The 20,935-nt window shown below is 70.5% G+C and carries 20 protein-coding genes, 3 tRNA genes and 2 pseudogenes; 13 read left to right on the top strand and 12 right to left on the bottom strand.

Annotated elements, in window-relative coordinates:
• Positions 1-3 precede the first annotated feature (3 nt).
• The 4 genes from ACTXG6_RS10920 (at position 4) to ACTXG6_RS10905 (ending at position 3,643) form a co-directional block, all read left to right on the top strand.
• A complete protein-coding gene (locus ACTXG6_RS10920) occupies positions 4-321 on the top strand; it encodes a Rieske (2Fe-2S) protein (RefSeq protein WP_445187651.1) in 318 nt (105 codons plus the stop codon).
• Positions 318-650 (top strand): MmoB/DmpM family protein, encoded by a 333-nt coding sequence (locus ACTXG6_RS10915; protein ID WP_445187650.1) that lies wholly within the window; start codon positions 318-320, stop codon positions 648-650. The genes ACTXG6_RS10920 and ACTXG6_RS10915 overlap by 4 nt, the downstream gene beginning before the upstream one ends.
• Positions 650-1,675, top strand: coding sequence for a toluene hydroxylase (locus ACTXG6_RS10910; RefSeq protein WP_445187649.1), 1,026 nt, complete (start codon positions 650-652; stop codon positions 1,673-1,675). Before ACTXG6_RS10915 ends, ACTXG6_RS10910 begins: the two co-directional genes overlap by 1 nt.
• Positions 1,676-2,011: 336 nt before the next feature.
• A complete protein-coding gene (locus tag ACTXG6_RS10905) occupies positions 2,012-3,643 on the top strand; it encodes a PucR family transcriptional regulator (protein ID WP_445187648.1) in 1,632 nt (543 codons plus the stop codon).
• Positions 3,644-3,770: 127 nt separating this feature from the next.
• On the opposite strand, the pseudogene ACTXG6_RS10900 reads toward ACTXG6_RS10905, so the two are convergent.
• The 3 genes and pseudogenes from ACTXG6_RS10900 to ACTXG6_RS10890 form a co-directional block, all read right to left on the bottom strand.
• A pseudogene (locus ACTXG6_RS10900) lies at positions 3,771-3,973 on the bottom strand (IS256 family transposase); the annotation flags it as partial.
• A gap of 360 nt (positions 3,974-4,333) precedes the next feature.
• Positions 4,334-4,525 carry a hypothetical protein gene (locus tag ACTXG6_RS10895; RefSeq protein ID WP_445187647.1) on the bottom strand — a complete coding sequence of 64 codons (192 nt, stop codon included), beginning with the start codon at positions 4,523-4,525 and terminating at the stop codon, positions 4,334-4,336.
• 122 nt (positions 4,526-4,647) lie between these two features.
• Entirely contained in the window at positions 4,648-5,265 is a 618-nt protein-coding gene (locus tag ACTXG6_RS10890; protein ID WP_445187646.1) for an aminotransferase class III-fold pyridoxal phosphate-dependent enzyme, read from the bottom strand.
• Here ACTXG6_RS10890 and ACTXG6_RS10885 point away from each other — a divergent pair.
• Positions 5,190-5,792 (top strand): annotated as a pseudogene (locus ACTXG6_RS10885) (tyrosine-type recombinase/integrase); the annotation flags it as partial. The gene ACTXG6_RS10890 and the pseudogene ACTXG6_RS10885 overlap by 76 nt on opposite strands.
• 65 nt (positions 5,793-5,857) lie before the next feature.
• Here ACTXG6_RS10885 and ACTXG6_RS10880 read toward each other — a convergent pair.
• The 4 genes from ACTXG6_RS10880 to ACTXG6_RS10865 all read right to left on the bottom strand — a co-directional run bounded on the left by ACTXG6_RS10880 (position 5,858) and on the right by ACTXG6_RS10865 (position 6,621).
• Positions 5,858-5,934 (bottom strand) — tRNA-Phe (locus tag ACTXG6_RS10880).
• Between the two features lie 37 nt (positions 5,935-5,971).
• A tRNA-Asp gene (locus ACTXG6_RS10875) sits at positions 5,972-6,045 on the bottom strand.
• Positions 6,046-6,072: 27 nt separating this feature from the next.
• Positions 6,073-6,145: transfer RNA gene (locus ACTXG6_RS10870), tRNA-Glu, on the bottom strand.
• Between the two features lie 152 nt (positions 6,146-6,297).
• Positions 6,298-6,621 carry a hypothetical protein gene (locus ACTXG6_RS10865; protein WP_445187645.1) on the bottom strand — a complete coding sequence of 108 codons (324 nt, stop codon included), beginning with the start codon at positions 6,619-6,621 and terminating at the stop codon, positions 6,298-6,300.
• Between the two features lie 169 nt (positions 6,622-6,790).
• Here ACTXG6_RS10865 and ACTXG6_RS10860 point away from each other — a divergent pair, with 169 nt between their 5' ends.
• From ACTXG6_RS10860 to ACTXG6_RS10850, 3 genes are all read left to right on the top strand, one after another.
• Complete coding sequence (locus tag ACTXG6_RS10860; protein ID WP_445187644.1) at positions 6,791-7,072, top strand: metal-sensitive transcriptional regulator; 282 nt, start codon at positions 6,791-6,793, stop codon at positions 7,070-7,072.
• A 79-nt stretch (positions 7,073-7,151) separates the two neighbouring features.
• Positions 7,152-7,373 carry a heavy-metal-associated domain-containing protein gene (locus tag ACTXG6_RS10855; protein ID WP_445187643.1) on the top strand — a complete coding sequence of 74 codons (222 nt, stop codon included), beginning with the start codon at positions 7,152-7,154 and terminating at the stop codon, positions 7,371-7,373.
• 90 nt (positions 7,374-7,463) lie between these two features.
• Positions 7,464-8,237, top strand: coding sequence for a hypothetical protein (locus tag ACTXG6_RS10850; RefSeq protein ID WP_445187642.1), 774 nt, complete (start codon positions 7,464-7,466; stop codon positions 8,235-8,237).
• A 4-nt stretch (positions 8,238-8,241) separates the two neighbouring features.
• On the opposite strand, the gene ACTXG6_RS10845 is transcribed toward ACTXG6_RS10850, so the two are convergent.
• Positions 8,242-8,418, bottom strand: a complete 177-nt coding sequence (locus ACTXG6_RS10845) for a hypothetical protein (protein ID WP_445187641.1) — start codon at positions 8,416-8,418, stop codon at positions 8,242-8,244.
• Positions 8,419-8,518: 100 nt separating this feature from the next.
• Between ACTXG6_RS10845 and ACTXG6_RS10840 the strand changes: the two genes are divergently transcribed.
• From ACTXG6_RS10840 to ACTXG6_RS10830, 3 genes are all read left to right on the top strand, one after another.
• Positions 8,519-10,411, top strand: a complete 1,893-nt coding sequence (locus ACTXG6_RS10840; RefSeq protein ID WP_445187640.1) for a propionyl-CoA synthetase — start codon at positions 8,519-8,521, stop codon at positions 10,409-10,411.
• 159 nt (positions 10,412-10,570) lie between these two features.
• Positions 10,571-10,765 carry a ferredoxin gene (locus tag ACTXG6_RS10835; RefSeq protein WP_445187639.1) on the top strand — a complete coding sequence of 65 codons (195 nt, stop codon included), beginning with the start codon at positions 10,571-10,573 and terminating at the stop codon, positions 10,763-10,765.
• A gap of 60 nt (positions 10,766-10,825) precedes the next feature.
• On the top strand, positions 10,826-12,040 hold the full coding sequence (locus ACTXG6_RS10830; protein ID WP_445187638.1) for an MFS transporter: 1,215 nt from the start codon (positions 10,826-10,828) through the stop codon (positions 12,038-12,040).
• Here ACTXG6_RS10830 and ACTXG6_RS10825 read toward each other — a convergent pair.
• Both ACTXG6_RS10825 and ACTXG6_RS10820 read right to left on the bottom strand, forming a co-directional pair.
• The gene (locus ACTXG6_RS10825) at positions 12,026-12,850 is read right to left on the bottom strand and encodes a DUF72 domain-containing protein (RefSeq protein WP_445189971.1); all 825 of its coding nucleotides are present in this window, start codon (positions 12,848-12,850) and stop codon (positions 12,026-12,028) included. The two genes, ACTXG6_RS10830 and ACTXG6_RS10825, sit on opposite strands and share 15 nt — an antisense overlap.
• A 100-nt stretch (positions 12,851-12,950) precedes the next feature.
• A complete protein-coding gene (locus tag ACTXG6_RS10820; protein ID WP_445187637.1) occupies positions 12,951-13,736 on the bottom strand; it encodes an acyl-CoA thioesterase in 786 nt (261 codons plus the stop codon).
• A 114-nt stretch (positions 13,737-13,850) separates the two neighbouring features.
• Here ACTXG6_RS10820 and ACTXG6_RS10815 point away from each other — a divergent pair, with 114 nt between their 5' ends.
• Complete coding sequence (locus tag ACTXG6_RS10815; protein WP_445189970.1) at positions 13,851-14,672, top strand: serine hydrolase domain-containing protein; 822 nt, start codon at positions 13,851-13,853, stop codon at positions 14,670-14,672.
• 4 nt (positions 14,673-14,676) lie between these two features.
• Here the strand turns inward: ACTXG6_RS10815 and ACTXG6_RS10810 are convergent, their stop codons facing one another.
• A complete protein-coding gene (locus tag ACTXG6_RS10810) occupies positions 14,677-16,131 on the bottom strand; it encodes a WS/DGAT/MGAT family O-acyltransferase (RefSeq protein ID WP_445187636.1) in 1,455 nt (484 codons plus the stop codon).
• A 97-nt stretch (positions 16,132-16,228) separates the two neighbouring features.
• Between ACTXG6_RS10810 and hrpA the strand changes: the two genes are divergently transcribed.
• Positions 16,229-20,164, top strand: a complete 3,936-nt coding sequence (gene hrpA / locus ACTXG6_RS10805; protein ID WP_445187635.1) for an ATP-dependent RNA helicase HrpA — start codon at positions 16,229-16,231, stop codon at positions 20,162-20,164.
• Between the two features lie 13 nt (positions 20,165-20,177).
• On the opposite strand, the gene ACTXG6_RS10800 is transcribed toward hrpA, so the two are convergent.
• Complete coding sequence (locus tag ACTXG6_RS10800; protein ID WP_445187634.1) at positions 20,178-20,924, bottom strand: DUF899 domain-containing protein; 747 nt, start codon at positions 20,922-20,924, stop codon at positions 20,178-20,180.
• Between the last annotated feature and the right edge of the window lie 11 nt (positions 20,925-20,935).

Genomic DNA, 20,935 nt, shown 5'->3' with positions numbered 1-20,935 from the left:
GCTGTGGCGGCGTGGCGGTACGTCGGGACGCTGGACGACCTCTGGGAGGGCGAGATGCGCACCGTGAACGTCGGGGCCGTCGATGTCCTGCTGTGCAACCCCGACGGGGAGGTGTTCGCCTACGAGGACCGGTGCCCCCATCTGGCGAACCCACTGTCGCAGGGTGTCCTTCGGGACGGCTTCCTCACCTGTGCCGCGCACGAGTGGGTGTTCGACGCACGGACGGGTCGCGGGGTGAACCCGGCAAGCGCGTGCCTGCGTCGTTACCCCGTACGGCTCGCCGGGGACAGGATCTACGTGAGCGGAGGGCAGGTCGAATGAGCGCCACCGATGGTGCCGGACACGGGGTGGGCCCGGTGCTGCACGCAACACCGTTCGCGCGGTCGGTCGTCTCCGTCATCGAGGATGAGAACGAGCATGTGCTCGTCCAAGACGAGGGTGCCTACCTGCGCGTGCTGGCCCCGCGGATCTGCCGGCTGTCCCGGGCCGGGCTCGAGGCCGCAACGGGTCCCGCGATCCGGTTCCCCGGTGACCTCGAGGTGGTGTTGTCGTCGTTCACGGGTGTCATGCAGCTGACCGAGGATGGCGCCGTCTGGCGGCTTTCGGGTCAGTCAACGGTGGGCCCGGCCGCTCCGCTGGCAGCCGGCTGATGACCGCACCGATGGCGCGGCCGCCGGGCCGCAAGACGTACACGCGGCTCGCGGTGGGCCGGCGCATCCCGTCCGAGTACGAGCTGGTGAGCACCGATCTCCACTACAACCAGCCGGGGCGGTTCGAGCTGTCGGCCGGTAACCCGGTCGTCGACTGGTACTACCGCCACCGCGAAGGTTCCGCCCTCCAGGCGCGCGGCTGGGAACAGTTTGCCGACCCCCGCCGCACCACGTACACGAACTACACCCAGCTGCAAGACAGTCGCGAGGACGTCGTCGACGGCCTCCTGCGGGAGATCGACGACACGGCTTACGACCGGCAGCTCGACGACGAGTGGGTGAGGTTCCTCGATCGCTGGTACGCCCCGCTGCGCTTTCCCGCGCACGCTCTGCAGATGCTGGCCGCCTATGTCGGGCAAATGGCGCCCGCCTCCCGGATCACGAACTGCGCCGCGTTCCAATCAGCGGACGAGATCCGGCGCCTCCAGCGGATCGTCTACCGCACCGTGCAGCTCAGCGGCGCGCCGCTCGACGCCGAGACGGCGCGGCGGCAGCAGGCGACCTGGGAGGACGCCGCGGCGTTCCAGCCGCTGCGCGAGCTCGTCGAACGTGCGCTGGTCACTTACGACTGGGGCGAGGCGTTCACGGTGACCAACGCCGTGATCAAGCCTCGCATCGACCGCCTCGTCAACCAGGAGATCGCCGGCGCGCTCGCAACCGAGAACGGCGACCCGATCCTGACCAGCATCCACTTCTCACTCGACGAGGATGCGCGCTGGCACCGCGAGTGGACCGCGGCTCTACTGCGACACCTCATCGACGACACCCCCGGGAACGCCGAGCTGGTCGCCTCCTGGATCGAGAAGTGGAGCCCGCTCGCGTCCGACGCGCTGGACGCTTTCGCCAGCATCGTCGCCGAGGCACCCGTGCCGTTCGATCCGAGCGCGGTGACCGCCCGCATCACCGACGACGTGGCACGGGAGATGGACATCGTGCTGAAGGCGCCGCGTCGAACGACCGGGTAACACCCCGAAGTGCGCTTCCGCCGAAGCGAGACAGGCGAGGTCACTGGCGGGCGCTCGCCCAGACCTCGCACGGACCTCGCCCCGCCGGGCCGGGGGAGGTCACCACGATTCACCCCGGTGGGTCCAACCGGTGGGGTGCGCTGGGGAGCCATAGTTTCGGGGACCGCTGAGCCGCGGCACCCGATTGATCCGGTCAGTCAGCCGGCTCTGGTGCGGACCGACCTTGACCTGATCCCTTGTTCTCGCCGAGGAGATCGCTCGATGGATGACGCCGACACAATGCCTGCACCGCGCGACCGGATGTCCAGACTCTGTGGTGTCCTTGCGCTCTCCATGATGCTCTTCGATCGAGTCGAGCAGGACGAGATCCTCAAGCTCGTCACCAGTGCGGTGCCCACGCTCGGACCGTGTCGCGCCGAAGGTGTCCAGGTCGCCGGCGACGGGCTGGGACACGGTGGGGGTCGACCGGATGCGAACCTGCATCCCGAACTGCGATCGCAGCTGGAATCGCTCGCCGGGTCGGACGGGCCGCTCAGAGTGCCGGCAACCGGATGGGCGTGGGCCTATCCGCTGCGGGGCCTGGGTGGCCACCGCGGCTACCTCGTCGTTTCGGCGGCGGCCCGGCCGTCGCCCGACGAGCAGTTCCTTGTCAGAACGTTGGCCCAACAGGCCGGTGCTGCTTTGGACAGCGCCGCGCTCTACCGCGGCGAGCGGACCGCGGCGGAGGATCTCAGTCATCGGACCGCCGAGCTCGACTCGGTCAACCAAGACCTCACGAACGTGGTCTCGGACCTCGACCAGCGGGCGCGGACGCATACGGCGTTGATCAACGTGGCCGCCGCCGGAGGCGGGGAGGCGCAGATCGCGGCCACGCTCAACCAACTCACTGGCATGGCGACCGTGGTCGAGGACACCTTCGGCAACCGTCTTGGCTGGGCCGGTGACCGCGAGCCCAGAACGTCCCCCCGCACGTCGGGGTGCAGCCGGACCGAACTACTCAACCGGGTCCAGCGACACGGCCGACCGCTGCGTCACCGTGACCGGGTGCTTGCGCTGGCGCAGGCCCGCGGCGTGGTACTAGGGGTCCTCGCCCTGATCGACCCCCACCATCGGGCCGGGCCGTCCGACATGTTCGCCCTGGAGAGCGCGGCGGTCGTGCTGGCCGTGGAGCTCGCCCACCAGCGCAGCCTGGCCGAGACGGAGCTGCGGGTCCGGGGAGATCTCGTCGCCGACCTGCTGACCGGCACCGACGACGTCAGTGCGCTTGCACGCTCCGCCGCACTGGGCCACGACCTGCACCAACCCCACCAGGTCCTGGTCATCAGCTGGCCGGGCGCCGACAATATCGACAGGCTCACGCGGGTCGTCGACCAGACGGTCGTCAGAATCACCCAGGCCCGGGCGCTACTGAACCACCGTGACGGCAAGGTCGTGCTGGTCGCGCCGGCGCGCGAGGGTGGGGAGACCGGGTACGACTGGACCGAGTTGCACCGCCTCATCAGCGCCGCCTTGCCCTCGAACGCGGGAGCGATCGGGGTGGGTCGCCTGTGCGCCGACCCCAGCGGGCTGCCGCGCTCGCACTCTGAGGCGTCGCGGGCGCTGCGAGTGCGACAGACGTCGACGCAGCACCGCGGGGTGACCACCTTCGAGAGCCTCGGGTTCTACCGCATGCTCGGGAGCGAGGACAGCAATCGCGCCATGGACGAGTTCGTCCGGGAATGGCTCGGTGCCCTCATCGACTACGACGAGACCCACCATTGCGACCTGTTGCACACTCTCTGGCAGTACTACGAGTGCGCGGGCAACTATGACGCGACCGCGCATGCGCTGCTGATCCACCGAAGCACGCTGCGCTACCGGCTGCGCAGGATCCGCGAGTTGACCGGCCACGACCTCGGCGTTGTCGACACCCGGCTCAATCTGCACATCGCTGCCCGTGCTTGGCAGATCATGCGTGCCCCGACCTGAACTGACCGAGTTCGAGCGGTTCGTCGAGGCGCCGTTCAACATCTTCGGGTTGGGCTTGCCGACGAGGTACGGCTCCCACCGGGTCGCTCGCGGGTCTATCCCATGATCGGTGTTTCCGGCGGTTTGGCTAGTAGGTCTCAGCGGCCGGCCAGCGGTCACTGAAGGTGATGGCGAAGGCGTTGATCACGGGTTGCCAACGCATCGTCCATCGAGCGCGGCCTGTGCCGGTGGGGCCAGGCTACGAGTCAGTGATTCGATCGCGTTGGTCGAACAGAGTACCTTCCTGATCTCCATGTCGTAGTCCAGGAACGGCACCAATTCGTTCGAGGCAATGTGCAGGATTGTTGACTCAGCGTGCCAGCTCCCCGCCAGTCGCCCCACCGATCGGCATGCCGTCTCGGGTCGTGCCGAACCGCATGGACAGGGTCGGGAGTCCGGTCAGGTTGGACGGGACGGTCGTCGACATCACGTGGAAGACTGTTCCGCAAGCTCGGGGCCAAGGACCGCGCCGAGGCCGTCGCAACGGGGTTCCGCCGAGGCCTCCTCAACTAGGGTGCCCCGGTCTGTCACGGTGGGGTCAACGATGCGGAACCGCTGCTTATACGGAGATTGCCGACGTCTCGCTCCAGAGTCGGCGGCACTCGCCGGATCGGCGGCACACCGTGGCGCCACGGGCGCGCCTCGCGCCGCTCAGCCGGGGGTCACCGTGGTGAAGGCGTCATCGGTGCGCTGCAGGATTGCATCGATGTCATCGTCGGTATGCGCGGCGGAGAGGAACCAGTTGTGCCAGGGGTGCAGGTAGACCCCTCGGGTGGCGGCGGCCTCGGCCCAGGCGGCCGCAGTGCGGAAATCCTCGTCGCCGACGAAGGAGAGCAGGGGCATCTGCGCCGGACCGGTTTGGCGGATCTCGAGGCCGTGACTGATGGCCTGGCTGGCCAGTCCGTCGCGTAGCCGTGCCCCGGCGGCGGCAATGCGGGGCAGCGCCTCGCCCTTGCGCAGCTCGGTCAGGGTCGCCAGGCCGGCGGCGAGCGGGACGGCCGCCGTCCAGAACGAGCCGGTGACAAGATGGAGCGGGCCGCGTCGCGCAGCGCATCGGTGCCGGTCACCGCGCCGAGAGCCTGGCCGTTGGCGATCGCCTTGGACCAGGCGGTCAGGTCCGGCCGCACACCCAAGGGCTCCCAGCTGCCACCGAGGTCGAGCCGGAATCCGCAGCGCACGTCGTCGAGGATCAGCACCGCGCCGGTGCGGTCGGCCAGCGCGCGCAGTCCTCGCGCGAACTCGGGGTCGACCAGTTCCTGTTCGCGGCGGATGTCATGGCGCATCGGGCAGACCAGGATGGCGGCCAGGTCGGAGCCGGCTTCGTCGGCGGCCCAGCGCGCGCTGGTCAGGTCGTTGTACTCGTAGTGCACCAGGTTCGCCTGGTCCTGCTCGACGAGCCCGGCGCCGCGCAGCGCGCACCAGGGCACCGCGCCGTGGTACGCCCCGTGCGCGACCATCACCTTGGCCCGTCCGGTGGCGGCGCGCGCCGTGGTGACGCAGGTGGTGGCTGCAACGGCGCCGCTGGGAGCACGGTTGCGAGGATGCGCACGCGTGCGGCGCGAAGTATCACAAGACCGAACCATGTAAGCCGGACTGCAGGCGGCACAGCCGCAAGCCGTGTCCTCCGCCCTGTCCGCCCCACTGCACGAGCCACGCCCGCTGGTGCCCGCAGCGGCACAGCGGTGGGCTGGTCGACGCCGAGGTCAAGTCACGAGCCGGCCGACGAACCATCGTGCTGCCCGACGAGCTGTACGCACTGCTCGAGCAGCACGAGGCCGTGCAGCAGCGCGAACGCGAACACGCGGGTACCGAGTGGCAGGAAGGCGACTGGATGTTCGCCCAGCCCAACGGCCGACCTATCCGCCCGGAGCAGGATCGCCAGGAGTGGCTGCAGCTCCTCGACGACGCTGGCGTCCGGCAGGCTCGGCTGCACGACGCTCGGCACACCGCAGCGACCGTGCTGCTGCTCCTCGGAGTCAAGGAACGAGTTGCCATGGAACTCATGGGCTGGTCGAGCTCCAGCATGGCCAAGCGCTACCAACACGTCACCGCACCACTTCGGCGGGACACCGCCGAGCGCCTCAGCGGGCTGCTCTGGAGGGACAAATGAGCCCCAAAATGAGCGCCTACGCACAGCAACTCGATCTTGTGAGCAAGACAACCACTGGTGAGATGTGGTGGCCAGGGGCGGGGTCGAACCGCCGACCTACCGCTTTTCAGGCGGTCGCTCGTACCAACTGAGCTACCTGGCCGGGTACGTCCGGCCGGTTGGCCGAACGCAAAACAAAGCGACCCAGACGGGACTCGAACCCGCGACCTTCGCCGTGACAGGGCGACGCGCTAACCAACTGCGCCACTGGGCCATGCATCGTGCGACGTGCTGTAGTGCGTGCCCCCAACGGGATTCGAACCCGCGCTGCCGCCTTGAAAGGGCGGAGTCCTAGGCCGCTAGACGATGGGGACCCAGGCCCGAGTAGGACCGTGACCTCCAACGGCTTACCGCTGGGAGCAAGGAGAAGCATATGTCAGGGGCCCACCCGGCTCCAAACCGGCCCCCCCTTCGCCCCCCGGACGGCGCCGCCGGAGACTCCGTCACCGGCCCCGACCAGCACCGATCAGCGACGCACCGGGGGAAGTTGATCCGGCGACGAGGCGATCAGCCCGAGCATGTCCAGCAGCCGCCGGCAGTCGTCCGAGTCGTCCGCGTTGCGCGCCACCACGATCCGAGCGCGATGGACCTGATCCTCAGAGACCCGGTACGCGTCGGCAGCACTGCGCTGGGTGGGAATCGCCGTAGACGATGCCTCCCTGGCGTAACGCTCATCCGCCACTTGCGTGGGCACCCTGCCCGGTCCACTCATTAGCGCCTCCCCGTCGACATCCGGCGCGAGGCGCTCGCCGACGCACAAATCGGCCACCCCCGTCACCGTGACCTGCACGTTACCGACCGTACGCGCACCTTGCACCCCCCTTCCCGGGTGAGCTGATGCACTCTCAGTGACGAAAGATGCACTCGGTTCAGACGAAAGAATTAGTCGAGGGGACCGGGGGCCGCGAATTACCCCCGAGAGGTATGCTCGAAGCATTGACACGAGCAGGAGGACGGCGATGCCGGGCTACGCCGATTCAAAGGACGCTCACCTGCGGCGCCTGCGCCGGGTGGAGGGTCAGGTTCGCGGCCTGCAACGCATGGTCACCGAGGATGTGTACTGCATCGACGTCCTGACCCAGGTCTCCGCCGCCACCCGGGCGCTGCAGTCGTTCGCGCTGGAGCTGCTCACCGAGCACATGGCCGGCTGCGTGGTCGACGCCGCCAGGGCGGGCGACGAGGAGGCCGACGCCAAGGTGCGTGAAGCCGCCGATGCCATCGCCCGCCTGGTCCGCTCCTGACCGTGCCCGAGAGCCCCGTGGGCGGCCCGATTGCCGCTGACGAAGTTTGAAATGTCCCAACGTTGCTGGAGGTTGCTCCATGGCCGTGCAGGCCGCGTTCCGCACTACCGTCACCGTGACCGGGATGACTTGCGAGCACTGCGCCCGTTCGGTCACCGAGGAGCTCAGCGCGGTGAATGGCGTTCACACGGTGGAAGTGACGGTCAGTAGCGGCAAGGTCACCATCTCGAGTGACCGGGAGCTGAGCGGCGCGGAAATTGCGAGCGCCGTCGACACCGCGGGTTACTCCATGGCCGACTGACGCACCGAGTCGTCACCTCGTCGCAGGACCCCGGCTGGGCACGGCGATGCGGCGCGAAACGAGCAACCCCGCCCCCTAAGGTGCCTCCCCATGGTGTTTCGCGAACGTCGACCTTCTCGACACCGCGCCGTGCCCGCACGCCCGGCCGACCCCATGCCCGACGACGAGCTGGAGTCGTACCTGGCGGCGATCTCGCCCGAGGTCGACAACCCGCAGTCCGACCTGACCGGCCGCTTCGGCTCGGCTCAGGTATTCCAGGTACGGCTCCCCGCACTGCGTATCGAGCAGCTGCGCCGGCTGGCCGGAGCGCAGGGTGTGCCGCCCAACTCGCTGGTCGTCGACTGGGTTCTCGAGCGGCTGGACCAGGAGGACCCGGGCTTCCCCTCGGCGGTACCCCGGGCGCCGATCGCGCCCCAGGTGCACCAGCCCGGCCCGCTCACCCCGGTGAACCCGGTCGAGCAGCTCAACCCGACGGGCGGGCGCACAGCGGTCAACCCGATGATCCCGCCGCGCGCATCGGTCGGCCCGCTGAGTCTGCCGGTCGCGGGGCCGCTGGGCCCGACTGCCACCGCGACCCGGATCCCGGCGGTGTCGGCCGACCCGGCTCTCGACCCGAGGGCGTTCGACCCGAGGGCGTTCGACCCCGCACCGATCCCCGAGCCGAAGGCGGAGTCCGGCCCGACGGACGACCGGGAGCCGGAGTCGGATTCGAAGGCGGACTCAAGTACCGGGGCCGAGCCGAACCAGGTCACCCCGATCTTCCGCGCCGGCACCGAACTGCCCGATCCGCGGGAGCGCCGGGGACCTCGGCACCGCGCGCCCGAGCCGGTCACCAGCCTGCTGACCCGGCGCAAGTTCTTCTGAGCGGTCAGGAGGGCAGCTCGGCACCGCACTCGGCGCAGCGGGTCGTCGAATCGAGATCCTCGTCCGAGGCGAACCGGCCGCACTCCGGGCACACCCGGTTCAGCCAGCACACCGGATCACCACCGAGGTCGCGCTCATCGGGCGGCGGTGCACCTCCCGGGCGCCGGTCGACGTTCCTCATGGCCGCTCCACGCGCTCAACACTAGGGTCAGTCGGCACAGAGCTACCAGTACAGCTACCAGTACGGAGCTTCACCGTCGCGGCACTGGGGAGACAACAGGATGAGCGGCTACCGGGACACGTTCCGCACCAGCATTGACGACCCCGAGCGGTTCTGGGCCGAGCAGGCCACCGCCATCGACTGGTACCGGCCGCCCACCCAGGTGCTCGACTCGGCCAACCCGCCCTTCTACCGGTGGTTCCCCGACGGGGAGCTGAACACCTGCCACAACGCGCTGGACCGGCACGTCGACGACGGCCGCGGCGAGCAGACCGCACTCATCTACGACAGCCCGGTGACCGGGACGCAGCGCAGTTACAGCTACACCGAACTGCGCGACGAGGTCGCCACGTTCGCCGGCGTGCTGGCCGGGCTCGGGGTGGGCAAGGGCGACCGGGTGGTCATCTACCTTCCGATGGTCCCCGAGGCCGCGATCGCGATGCTCGCCTGTGCGCGGATCGGCGCGATGCACTCGGTGGTGTTCGGCGGCTTCGCGGCCAAGGAGCTGGCGGTCCGGATCGACGACGCCACCCCGAAGGTGATCGTGTCCGCGTCCTGCGGCGTCGAGGTCAGCCGGGTCATCGAGTACAAGCCGCTGCTGGACCGGGCCATCGCGCTGGCCACCCACAAGCCGTCGAACATGGTCATCCTGCAGCGCCCGCAGGCCGAGGCCGCAATGGGTGAGCTGGACGTGGACTGGGCCGAGGCGGTCGCCGACGCCACGCCGGTCGACTGCGTGCCGGTCGCCGCCACCGACCCGCTCTACATCCTGTACACGTCCGGCACCACCGGGAAGCCCAAGGGCGTGGTGCGCGACAACGGCGGGCACGCGGTGGCGCTGCGCTGGTCGATGACCAACCTCTACGACGTCGGCCCCGGCGAGACCATGTTCACCGCGTCCGACGTGGGCTGGGTGGTCGGCCACTCCTACATCGTCTACGCCCCGCTGCTGACCGGCGCGACCACGGTGCTCTACGAGGGCAAACCGGTCGGGACGCCCGACGCCGGGCAGTTCTGGCGGGTGATCTCCGAGCACGGGGTGAAGGCGATGTTCACCGCGCCGACCGCGTTCCGGGCGATCAAGAAGGAGGACCCGAAGGGCACGCTGCTCGGTGACTACGACCTTGCCTGCCTGAAGTATCTGTTCCTAGCCGGCGAGCGGCTGGACCCGGAGACGCTGCGCTGGGCCCAGGACCTGCTGCGGGTGCCGGTGATCGACCACTGGTGGCAGACCGAGACCGGCTGGCCGATCGCGGCGAACCTGATGGGGCTGGACCCGATGCCCGTCAAACCCGGGTCGCCGACCGTGCCGGTTCCGGGCTGGGACGTCGCCGTGCTCGACCCGTCCGGTGCGCCGGCCGAGCCCGGCACCGATGGCGCGATCGTGATCAAGCTGCCGCTGCCGCCCGGCTCGCTACCGACGCTGTGGCAGGACGACGAGCGGTACGTGGCCTCCTACTTGTCCGCGTTCGAGGGCTACTACCTGACCGGCGACGGCGGGCACATCGACGCCGACGGCTACGTGTTCGTGATGGGCCGCACCGACGACGTGATCAACGTGGCCGGCCACCGACTGTCCACCGGCTCCATGGAGGAGGTGCTGGCCGGGCACCCGGACGTCGCGGAGTGCGCGGTGATCGGGGTGGCGGACCAGATGAAGGGCCAGGTGCCGCGGGGGTTCGTGGTGCTCAAGGCCGGCGTCGAGGTCAACTCCGAGGAGGACGAGGCGGAGCTGCGCAAGGAGCTGATCGCGATGGTCCGCGACCAGGTCGGCGCGGTCGCCTCGTTCAAGGACGTGGCCGTTGTGCCGGCGCTGCCCAAGACCCGCTCCGGCAAGATTCTGCGCAAGACCATGCGCGGCATCGCGGACGGCAACCAGGACGAGGCGGTCCCGTCCACCATCGACGATGCCGGGGTTCTCGACGCCCTACGCCCGATCCTGCGCCGCTCCTGAGCTCTTCGGGCCCGCACAGACCGGCCGCTGGCGGCACAGGCCCTGCGTGGTCTGTGCGGGCGGTGCTGGGTCTGTGCGAGCCGATAGAGGTGTTTTCGCAGGTCAGGTTAGCCTTCGCTGGCTGTTGCGACGAGCCGATCAGGGGCACGATTGTTCCCCATGAAGATCGTGGTGGACTTCGACCGCTGTGAGAGCAACGCGGTGTGCATGGGTATCGCGCCGGACATCTTCGAGGTTCGGGACGACAACTTCCTCTACATCCTCGACGAGAACCCGCCGGAGGTGCGGCGGGGCGACATCCAGGAGGCGGTGGACATGTGTCCCAAGGCGGCCATCTCCATCTCCGACGACTGATTTCTCACACCTCACCCACACGTCTTGCGGGGGGTGGCTGCCCCGTCGCAGGCTGAGGCCGTGGTCATCGGCGACTCCCGGCAGCTGAGCTCGCGCGCCGCGGTGCGTGCCGCGGTCGGTGCGGTGGCGACCACGACCGCCTCGGTGATCCCGGTGTTTTTGATCGGCGGCCTGGCCGTGCAGATCAGCGGCGAGCTGCGGTTCTCCCCGGCGGGGCTGGGCGTGGTGGTGGCCGTGTACTTCGGCGCCGGCGCGGTGTGCTCGCTGCCGGCCGGATGGCTGGTGGAGCGCTACGGCGACCGGTTGACCAGTCGGGCGGGCGTCCTGCTCTCCTCGGTGTCCATGCTGGCCGTGGCACTGTTGGCGAACTCGTACCTCAGCCTGGTGATCATCATGATGATCGGGGCGGCGGCGAACTCGCTCGGCCAGCTGTCGTCGAACCTCTCGCTGGCCCGCCTGGTCCCCCGGCACCGCCAGGGGCTCTCGTTCGGGGTCAAGCAGTCCGCCATCCCGATCGCCACGCTGCTCGCCGGCGCCGCGGTGCCGACCGTCGCGCTGACCGTCGGTTGGCGCTGGGCGTTCGTCGTGGTCGCCGTGTTGGCGTTGCTGGTGCTGCCGCTCGCGCCGAACGGCCCGCGCCCGACGCCCCGGCCCCGCGGCGGCGCCGACCCCAGCACCGAGCGGGCCACCGTCGCGCTGGTCGTCGTGGCGTTCGGCGCGATGCTCTCGGCGGGTTCGGCCAGCGCGCTGGGCATCTTCCTGGTCGACTCCGCGGTGGCCCAGCAGATCGGCGCCGCGACCGCCGGCACCGTGTTGACCGTCGGCAGCGTGGTGGGCGCCGCTGCCCGGATCGGCGGCGGCTGGCTGGCCGACCGTCGCGGCGGCACCAACCACCTGCTGGTGGTGGCGGCCACGCTGACCGTCGGCGCCGGCGGCCTGGCGCTGCTCGCGCTGCCCGGGATGTGGCCGCTGGTGATCGGTACCGTGGTCGGCTTCGGGCTCGGCTGGTCCTGGCCGGGGGTGCTCAACTTCGCGGTGGTGCAGCTGAACCCGCGAGCCCCGGCGGCGGCGACCTCGATCACCCAGTCCGGGGTGTACGTCGGCGGCTGCCTCGGCCCGCTGCTGTTCGGCGTGCTCGCCGCGCACTCCTACCCGCTGGCCTGGCTGGTGGCCGCCGCCGCGATGGTGGCTGCCGCGGTCACCATGCTGATCGGGCGGTGGCGACTGATGGCGCACCCCTCGGTCCGGGCGGCGCTGGCGCTACCCCGTTCCTGACCGCTGACGGCCGACGCCCAGTAGGTCGGCCAGCGCCATCGCATCGGCCGGTGCGCGCACCTTCACGTCGTTGTCGAAGTAGACGTACACCTCGTGGCCCCGTCGCCAGCCGCGGATCTTGTCCGCCCACCGCTGCAGCGCCTCGGCGGTGTACCCGCTGGTGTACAGCTCGGCGTCGCCGTGCAGCCGCAGGTACACCAGGTCGCTCGCCGTGGTCTGCTCGAAGTACGGCCAGGTGCCGGCGGAGTCGGCGACCACGCAGGCGATGTCGTGCTCGGCGAGCAGCTCGGGGAACGCGTCGACCTGGAAGCTCGGGTGCCGCACCTCCAGCGCGTAGCGCACCGGTCGGCGGGCGTCGGTGCTGGTCCAGGCCCGGCCGTCGAGGCGCTCGTCGTGCTTGGCGGCGAGCGCGGCGGCGGTCTCGGTGTCGCGGGGCAGCGCGGCGAAGAACTCGACCAGCACCGCCGGGTCGTAGCGCATGGTCGGCGGCAGCTGCCACAGCACGGGTCCGAGCTTGGCACCCAGCGCGAGCACTCCGGAGGCGAAGAAGTTGGCCAGCAGGGTGTCGGCGTCGCGCAGCTTCTTCATGTGCGTGATGAAGCGGGGCCCCTTGACCGAGAAGACGAAGTCGTCCGGGGTCTGCGCGAACCACGACTGGTAGCTGGTCGGGCGCTGCAGCGAGTAGAACGACCCGTTCAGCTCGACGCTGCGCAGCTGGCCGGACAGGTACTCCAGCTCGCGGCGGTGCGCCAGGCCCTTCGGGTAGAACTCACCGCGCCACGGCGGGTACACCCACCCCGACGTGCCGATCCGCACATCCCCGTCAGCCTGGTCTCCGATCGGCCCATCGTAGGCGGGCCGGCCTGGCAGGTCACCGCCCCGGATCACTGCCGCGGATCACCACCGCCGGTCACCGCCGCCGGATCAGCACCTCCTGCGTCACCGAGGCGACCAGCCGGCCGTCCACGGTGAAGAACTCGCCGTGCGCCAGCCCGCGGTGGGAGGCGTAGCTCGGGCTCTCCATGTCGAACAGCAGCCACTCGTCGGCCCGGAACGGCCGGTGGAACCACACGGCGTGATCGAGCGAGGCCAGCTGCGGCTCACCGGGTTCGGCCTGGTGCGGCAGCCCGGCCGTGCCGGCCAACCGGATGTCGGAGATGTAGGTGAGCGCGCACACGTGCGCGAGCGGCTCGTCGGGGAGCCGGTCCTTCGCCCGCACCCACAGCTGCTGCCGGGGGCCTCGGCCCACGTCGGGCAGACCCTTCGTCGGGTCGCCGATGTAGCGCGCCTCGATCGCCGACTGCCGGATCGGCAGCGGCTCGAACAGCTCGATGTCGCCGTCCTCCGGTGCGGTGACCTCCGGCATGCGCGCCTGGTGCTCGCTGCTCTCCTCGGCCCGCTGGAAAGAGGCGGAGAGGCTGAAAATGGTCTCGCCGTCCTGGATGGCCACCACCCGCCGCGTGGTGAAGGAGCCGCCGTCCCGGGTCCGCTCGACCTCGAACACGATCGGCCGGTCGGTGCGGCCGCCGCGGATGAAGTACCCGTGCAGCGAGTGCACGCCCCGCTCCTCGGGCACCGTCGCGCCGGCGGCGGTCAGTGCCTGCGCCGCGACCTGGCCACCGAACGCCCGCTGCCATCCGGTCTGGTGGCACCAACCGCGGAAGAGGTTCTCCTCGATCCGCTCCAGCTGGAGCAACTCACTGATCTTGGGATGGATGACCCACTCCCCCTCGTCGCGCTGAACGCCGGCCCACCCGGCCCCGAAGCCCGGGCCTCACGCTACTGGCTGGGCGTCTTGTACGTTCACATTGTGGAGAGCCTGCGTCTGGTGTCCGAGTGGCCGGCCGAGCACGTCGCGGTGGCGCTGATCAAGGCCGACGGCACGGTGCTGGCCACCCACGGGCCCCAGGACCACCCGTTCCGACTGGCCTCGGTGACCAAGCTGCTGAGCGCCTACGCCGTACTCATCGCCGTCGAGGAGGGCGCGCTGGAGTGGGACCAGCCGGCCGGCCCGCCCGGCAGCACCGTCCGGCACCTGATCTCGCACACCTCCGGGCTCGCCTTCGACAGCGACACCGTGCAGGCCCGCCCCGGCACCCGGCGGATCTACTCCAACACCGGGTTCGCCGTGCTCGCGGACGCGGTGGCCAAATCCAGCGGCATCGAGTTCGCCGACTACCTCGCCGAGGCGGTGTTCACCCCGCTGGGCATGACCTCGTCCCGGCTGGCCGGGGCCGCCGGCGCCGGCGGCATCGCCAGCTGCGCGGACCTGGCCCTGTTCGCCGCCGAGCTGCAGGCCCCGAAGCTGATCGCCGCGCAGACGCTCACCGAGGCGACCCGGCAGGTTGCGTTCCCCGGGCTGGACGGCGTCGTGCCCGGCTACGGCCGGCAGCGCCCGAACGACTGGGGTCTCGGCTTCGAGCTGCGCGACCACAAGGACCCGCACTGGACCGGGCGACGGAACTCGCCGGAGACCTTCGGGCACTTCGGCCAGTCCGGCACGTTCCTCTGGGTGGACCCGGTCGCCGGCCTGGCCTGTGTCGCACTGACCGACAAGGACTTCGACAAGTGGGCCATCGAGGCGTGGCCGGTGTTCACCGACGCGGTGCTCGCCGAGGTGGGTAGGGCGTAGCGGGTCAGGCGGCTATCCGGGAGAGCACGGCGAGCTCGGCCCGCAGCTGCTCGATGAGCGAAGCCACGTCGGGCACCTGGTCCCGGTCGGCGACGATGCCGATGTCCAGCGAGCCGCAGTAGCTCATCACCGTGATGTTCAGCCCCATCCCGTCGGTGATCACCGAGACCGGGTAGGTCGCGGTGACCTTCGCCCCGGCCAGGTAGAGCGGGAACTGCGGGCCCGGCACGTTGGACACCACCAGGTTCCACAGCGGCCGCCCGCCCCAGCGGGTGGACATTGCGAAGCTGAGCCGGGCCGCCCGGGAGAGCAGCGCGGGCGGGATGAACCGGTTGGCGTCGGACAGCAGCGCCGCCGGCATCCCCTGTTGGCTCAGCTTCATCTCGTCCAGCGCGTCGTGGGTGGCGCGCAGCCGCTCGATCGGGTCCGACATGGTCGTGAGCAATGGCACCGTCATCAGCATGATCCGGTTGCCGTAGGTGCCGGCCTGCTCGGGCGTCCGCACCGAGATCGGGATCTGCGCCACCAGCGGCTCGTCGGGCAGCGCGTCGTTGGCCACCAACCAACGCCGCAGCGCACCCGCGCAGAGCGCGACGACCACGTCGTTCACCGTCACACCGTGGGCGTTCTTCACCGCCTTGACCTCGGCGAGCGGCAGGCTGCCGAAGGCGAACCGGCGGTGCGCGGACAACGGCTTGCTGAACGGGGTGTGCGGCGCCTCCAGCCCGCCGAAGCCGCGCGCGTTCGAGCCGCCGAAGCCGCGCTGCACCACCCCGGCGAGCCGGCCGAGCAACGGCACCCCGGGCACCGCGCGCAGCGAACGCACCTCCTCCAGGTGCGGCAGCGTGCCCGGCAGCGCCCGCGCGAACCGCACCGGATAGCTGGCCACCCCCCACAGCCCTCGGCCGAGCAGCTCCACACGACCCGGCGCGCGCTCGCCGGTGAACTCCGCCGGGGGCGGGTCCACCTGGCGGATCTCCGGGCTCAGGTCCAGCAGCGCACCCAGGATCTCGGCGCCGGACATGCCGTCGATCATGGCGTGGTGGATCTTGGTGAGTACCGCCATCTTGTCGCCGTGAACGCCGTGCAGCAGGTAGATCTCCCAGAGCGGGCGGCCCCGGTCCAGCGGCCGCGCGATGATCCGGGCGACCTGCTCGGCGAGCATCGCGTCGGTGCCGGGCGCGGGCAGCGCGAGCTCGCGGACGTGGAAGTCCAGGTCGAAGTCCGGGTCGTCCAGCCAGTAGCCGTGGTCCATCCCGAACGGCACCTCGACGAGGCGCCAGCGCAGCGGCGGCACGGTCGGCAGGCGCGCCTCGATCACCTTCTGGAAGCTGTCCAGAGTCAGTTCCCCGCCCGGCGCGGTGGACTGGTCCAACATCATCAGACTGCCGACGTGGCCGGTCTGGCGCGGACTTTCGAGGGCCAGGAACTGGGCATCGACGCTGGTGAGCTGGCGCACAGTGCAGAACCTAGTACACGTTCCTACCCGTCGGTAGCGAGTACGTGACGAAAGCGAATGGCGGGCAGCGCACCGAGGCTGGGATCATGGGTGTCCTATGCACATCAGCTATCCGCCGGAACTGCCGATCACCGCCCGGCGCGACGACATCGCCGAGGCGATCAAGAACAACCAGGTGGTGATCGTCGCCGGGGAGACCGGGTCGGGCAAGACCACCCAGTTGCCGAAGATCTGCCTCGAGCTGGGCCGTGGCGCCGGGGGTAAGAACGGTGGTCGGATCGGGCACACCCAGCCGCGCCGGCTTGCCGCGCGCACGGTCGCCGCCCGGATCGCCGAGGAGCTGCACAGCACGCTGGGCGAGACGGTGGGCTGGAAGGTGCGGTTCACCGACGAGGTCTCCGAGCGCACCCAGGTCAAGCTGATGACCGACGGCATCCTGCTGGCCGAGCTGGGCCGGGACCGGATGCTCCGCCAGTACGACACGCTGATCATCGACGAGGCGCACGAGCGCAGCCTGAACATCGACTTCATCCTCGGCTACCTCAAGCGGCTGCTGCCCCGCCGCCCGGACCTCAAACTGATCATCACCTCGGCCACCATCGACCCGGAGCGCTTCGCCGAGCACTTCGGCACCCCCGGCAAGCCCGCGCCGATCATCGAGGTGTCCGGGCGCACCTACCCGGTCGAGGTGCGGTACCGGCCGGTGGTCGACCCGGACGATAAGAACGCCGAGGAGCGCGACCAGGCCGAGGCGATCGTCGACGCCTGCCGCGAGCTGGCCGTCGAGGGACCCGGTGACGTGCTCGTCTTCCTGCCCGGTGAGCGGGACATCCGGGACGCCACCGAGGCGTTGGCCGGCGCGATCACGGCCGACGGCCAGCGGGGCGTGCTGCGTGACACCGAGCTGCTGCCGCTGTACGCCCGGCTGTCCACCGCCGAGCAGCAGCGGGTCTGGGGGCGGCCGGGCCGGGGTGTGTCGCGGCGGATCGTGCTGGCCACCAACGTCGCGGAGACCTCGCTGACCGTGCCCGGCATCAAGTACGTGGTCGACACCGGCACGGCCCGGATCTCCCGGTACAGCCACCGCACCAAGGTGCAGCGGCTGCCCATCGAGAAGATCTCCCAGGCGTCGGCCAACCAGCGGGCCGGACGCTGCGGGCGGACCAGCGACGGCATCTGCATCCGGCTCTACGCAGAGGACGACTACGACGCGCGCCCGGAGTTCACCGACCCGGAGATCCTGCGCACCAACCTTGCGTCGGTGATGCTGCGGATGATCTCGCTCGGGCTGGGCGAGGTGGCCGACTTCCCATTCGTCGACCCGCCGGACCGGCGCGCGGTCACCGACGGCATCAACCTGCTGCACGAGCTGGGCGCGGTGCAGAGCCCGGCGAGCGGCCAGAGCGGCGCCGGGAAGATCACCGAGATCGGCCGCTCGCTGGACCGGCTGCCGATCGACCCCCGGTTCGCCCGGATGCTGCTGGAGGCCGACCGCAACGGCTGCGTCGCCGAGGTGCTGGTGATCGTCGCCGCGCTGTCCATCCAGGACCCCCGGGAGCGCCCCGCCGACAACCAGCAGGCCGCCGATGCCAGCCATGCCCGGTTCGCCGACCCGCGCTCGGACTTCGTCAGCTACCTGAATCTGTGGCGCTACCTGGGCCAGCGGCGGGCGGAGCTGACCGGCAACCAGTTCCGCCGGATGTGCCGGAGCGAGTTCCTGCACTTCCTGCGCATCCGGGAGTGGCAGGACCTGCACGGCCAGCTGCGCCGGGTGCTGCGCGAGCTGGACATCACGGTCACCGAACCGACCCGGACCGCCGCCACCGACAACCACAACGACGCCGACACCGCGGGTGCTTCGATCCCCGGCGAGCAGGACCGGCAGACCGACCCGAAAGCGCTGCACCAGTCGATGCTGGCCGGCCTGCTCTCGCACATCGGGTTGCAGGTGGAGACCACCTCGCTGAACAACCAACCCAGCCAGAACCGCAACCGCCGGCGTGCCCAGGAGCGCGCCCAGAACACCTACACCGGTGCCCGCGGCGCCTCGTTCGCGATCTTCCCCGGGTCCGCGCTGTTCCGCCGGCCGCCGCGCTGGGTGATGGCCGCCGAGCTGGTGGAGACGTCCCGGCTGTGGGCCCGGACGGCGGCCCGGATCGAGCCGGAGTGGATCGAGCCGCTGGCCACCCACCTGGTGCGCAGCACGTTCAGCGAACCGGCCTGGTCGGCGAAGCGCGGCGCGGTGATGGCGCACGAGCGGGTCACCCTGTACGGGGTGCCGATCGTGGTGGACCGGCTGACCACGTACACCTCGGTGGACCCGGAGCTGAGCCGCGAGCTGTTCATCCGGCACGCGCTGGTGCAGGGCGAGTGGCACACCCAGCACGACTTCTTCCACCGCAACCGCGCGCTGCTGGACGAGGTCGGCGAGTGGGAGCAGCGGGCCCGGCGCCGCGACATCCTGGTCGACGAGCAGACCCTGTTCGACTTCTACGACCAGCGGGTCCCGGCCGACGTGGCCTCCGCCCGGCACTTCGACCGGTGGTGGAAGGTCGCCCGCCGGGACAACCCGGAGCTGCTCGACCTGTCCCTGAAGGAGCTCACCAACCAGGCCGGCGGGGTGTCCGAGCGGGACTACCCGTCGTTCTGGTCCACCTCGACGCCCGGTGCCGAACAACCGCAGCGGCTGACGCTGAAGTACGAGTTCGAGCCGGGCACCCCCGCCGACGGGGTCAGCGTGGACGTCCCGCTGGCGATGCTGAACCAGGTCGACGAGGACACCTTCAGCTGGCAGGTGCCCGGCCACCGCGAGGAGCTGGTCACCGCACTGATCCGGTCGCTGCGCAAGGACCTGCGGCGCAACTTCGTGCCGGTGCCGGACACCGTGCGCGCCGCGCTGGCCAGGGTCGACCCGGCTCGCGGCTCGCTGGTCGACGAGCTCAGCCGGGTGCTGCGCGAGCTGGCCGGGGTCACGGTGCCCCGGGACGCCTGGCGCTGGGACCAGATCCCGGACCACCTGCGCATCTCGTTCCGGGTGGTGGCCGAGGACGGCACAGCGGACGGCGCCGTGGTGGCCACCGGCAAGGACCTCGGTGAGCTGCGCACCCGGTTGCTGAAGCGGACCAGGGCGGCCCTGTCGTCGGCCACCGGGTCGGACATCGAGCAGTCCGGGCTCACCGCCTGGACCCTCGGCGACCTGCCCCAGGTGGTGCGCCGCGACCGGGACGGGTACCAGGTCGTGGGCTACCCGGCGCTGGTCGACGACGGGGCCGCCGGTGTGGCCGTCCGTGTGCTGGGCTCACCGGAGGAACAGCGCGCCGCGATGTGGCTGGGCACCCGGCGGCTGCTGCTGCTCACCGTGCCCTCGCCGGTGCGCCAGGTGCGCCGGACGCTGAGCAACGCCGACAGCCTGGCGTTGAGCCGGGGCCCGCACGGCTCGCTGGACGCGCTGTTGGCGGACTGTCTGGACGCGGCGGCGGACACCGTGCTGACGGCGGCCGGGGGTCCGGCGTGGACGGCGGCCGGGTTCGCCAAGCTGGTCGACGCGCTGCGCATCGGGCTGACCGCCGCGCTGGTCACCGTGGTCTGGGGCGTGGCGACGGCGCTGGCGGCGGCCACCGAGGTGGAGTCCCGCCTGGCCGACGTCCGCGCACCCGGTGTCGAGCCGTCACTGGCCGACGTGCGTACCCAGCTGCGCGGGCTGGTGTACCCCGGGTTCGTGGCGGCCACCGGTGCGGGTCGGCTGGCGGATCTGACCCGGTACCTGCGGGCGATGTCACGGCGGCTCGAGACGCTGCCCCGCGAGCCCGGCCGCGACCGGGACTGGATGGCCAGGGTGCACGAGGCCCAGGTGGCCTACGACGAGCTGCTCGCCGAGAGAGGTCACGCCGAGCGCCCGGTACCGACCGAGGTGACCGAGATCCGCTGGATGATCGAGGAGCTGCGGGTCAGCTTCTTCGCCCAGACTCTGGGCACCCGGTTCCCGGTGTCCGAGAAACGGATCTACCGCGCCATCGACGACCTGCTGCCCTGACCGGGACGCCGCGCTACTCGGCGAAGTCCGGGCTGGCGCCCCGGGGCACGTCGGCCCGGCCCTTGGGCTCCTCCCAGTCCTCCTGCCGGCCCAGCGCGGTGAGGTCCAGGTAGTAGTAGGAGCCGCCGACCTGCTCGCCGCCCCGCCCGTACTGCGAGTAGGTGTGGAACACCGTGTCGCCGTCGCGCAGGAAGCAGCTCAGGCCGGGTTGCTCGGAGGGTTGCTCGCCGGAGAAGTAGTAGTCGGTGCCGGCCTTTCGGTGCTCGTCCAGTGTCTTGTAGTTGTACTCGACCGGGGCCACCGAATCGTCCATCGTGACGCCGTAGTCGTAGTTGAAGTCGCTGCCGTGGGAGGAGTACCACGGGAACGTCCAGGCCTTGCGGCGCTTGTAGTCCTCGATCTTGTGCAGCGGCGCCCTGGACACGTGCACCAGCGTGGTCTCCCTGGTGGCCAGGTGCTGGTAGAGGCCCGGTGAGCGCTCCTCGGCGGAGGCGGAGCAGCTCGGGCAGCCGTCGGTCCACTCCGGGTTGAACATGAAGTGCACGACCATCAGCTGGCGGCGGCCCCCGAACAGGTCCAGCAGGGTGGCCTTCCCGTCCGGCCCGTCGAACACGTACTCCTTCTCCACGTGCACCATCGGCAGCCGGCGGCGGTCGACGTTCAGCGCGTCCCGGGCGCGGGTCAGCTCCTTCTCCCTGGTCAACAGCGCCTTGCGGGCGTCCAGCCACTCTTGCCTCGATACGACCTGGGGCAGGCTCACAGGTTTTCTCC

The organism is Pseudonocardia sp. Cha107L01 (genome assembly GCF_052566575.1).
Note: the sequence above shows the minus strand (reverse complement) of the source record. Positions and strands in the feature narration are given on the sequence as shown.